This is a genomic window from Pseudomonas sp. PS01299, assembly GCF_029960145.1.
Taxonomy (GTDB): Bacteria; Pseudomonadota; Gammaproteobacteria; order Pseudomonadales; family Pseudomonadaceae; genus Aquipseudomonas; species Aquipseudomonas putida_A.
Genome location: NZ_JASCPO010000489.1, coordinates 1 through 1,177, shown reverse-complemented (window position 1 = coordinate 1,177; position 1,177 = coordinate 1). Strand labels below are relative to the sequence as shown.

Sequence of the window (1,177 nt, the reverse complement as noted above, 5' to 3'; positions counted from 1 at the left end):
CTTCGCGAGCAAGCCCGCTTGTGTCTGAGTAAAGGAATAAACTCTGGGGTGAGAGGGGTGGATGGCAAGCTGTGAGTCCGCGGTGTTTAAAGCACGAGTGGGAGCAAAGCTGCCATCCACCTTTCTACTCTGGCCCATAAGCCCGAACAGTTGGACGAGCGCCACTCGAATCACAAGCGTGGGCAAAGCCAGAGCACTCTCACTTCTGAGTGTAAGAGGGTTTTGCCATGATTTCCTGGGTCGGCATCGATATCTCCAAATCCAATCTGGTCGTCTGGGTTCAACCACAGAAAGACGGCTTTGAAGTTCCCAATACGATTGAAGGCTTTGATGTGCTGGTCGCGCGTTTAGGTCAGTACACGGTTGGCCGCGTGTTGCTGGAAGCCACAGGCGGCTATGAACGCAAGGTCATGGCGGCATTGCAGCAGGCAAGTTTCAGCGTGTTGAGGATCAATCCTCGCCGGGCCAGAGCCTTTGCCGTAGCAATGGGCAAGAACGCCAAAACCGATCCCATCGACGCGGCGGTTCTCGCCGATTTTGCCGAAGCCCTGCATGCGTCTCGCGAAAAGCCCATCTCGCCTGAGCGTGAAGCCCTGCGCGAGTTGATTCAATTACGCGAGCACTTCGTCCAGCAGCGCGACGACAACAAGCGTCGACTCCAGCAGGCCCAGTTGCCTGCGGTTGTAGAGGCGATCAAGGACCATATTCGCTACCTGCAAACCCAGATCAAGCAGCTCGGCAAAGCCATCGATCAAAGCATGCGTGAGCTGGATGCGGAAAAAGCCGATCGGCTTATCTCCGTCAAAGGCATCGGCACTGTGGCGACCGCCAGCTTGTTGGTTTATCTACCCGAACTCGGCGAGCTGGATCGCAGGGAGATCGCCGCACTGGCGGGAATCGCCCCCTACAACGACGACAGTGGAAATCACAGCGGGAAACGTCAGATTTACGGAGGGAGAGCGCGCGTCAGACGTGCGCTTTACATGTCGTGCTGGGTCGTTATCCGTTGCCAGGCCGACTTCAAGGCCCGTTATGAATCCTTAAGAGAACGGGGCAAGAGCGCGAAAGTCGCGCTCATCGCCTGTATGCGAATACTGCTGATCAGACTGAATGCCATGCTGCGAGACGGCACAGAGTGGCGGTGACGAACGGTGGCAGTAAGACAGTTGCTCCCACA

Annotated in this window: 1 protein-coding gene; it reads left to right on the top strand. The window is 56.6% G+C overall.

The window, feature by feature from the left end:
• The first annotated feature begins 227 nt into the window (after positions 1-227).
• A complete protein-coding gene (locus tag QMX91_RS31185; protein WP_282413911.1) occupies positions 228-1,145 on the top strand; it encodes an IS110 family transposase in 918 nt (305 codons plus the stop codon).
• The last annotated feature ends 32 nt before the right edge of the window (positions 1,146-1,177 follow it).

Coding starts and splice junctions, on each gene's coding strand:
- QMX91_RS31185 (WP_282413911.1), top strand. CDS start 228: ATGATTTCCTGGGTCGGCATCGATATCTCCAAATCCAATCTGGTCGTC.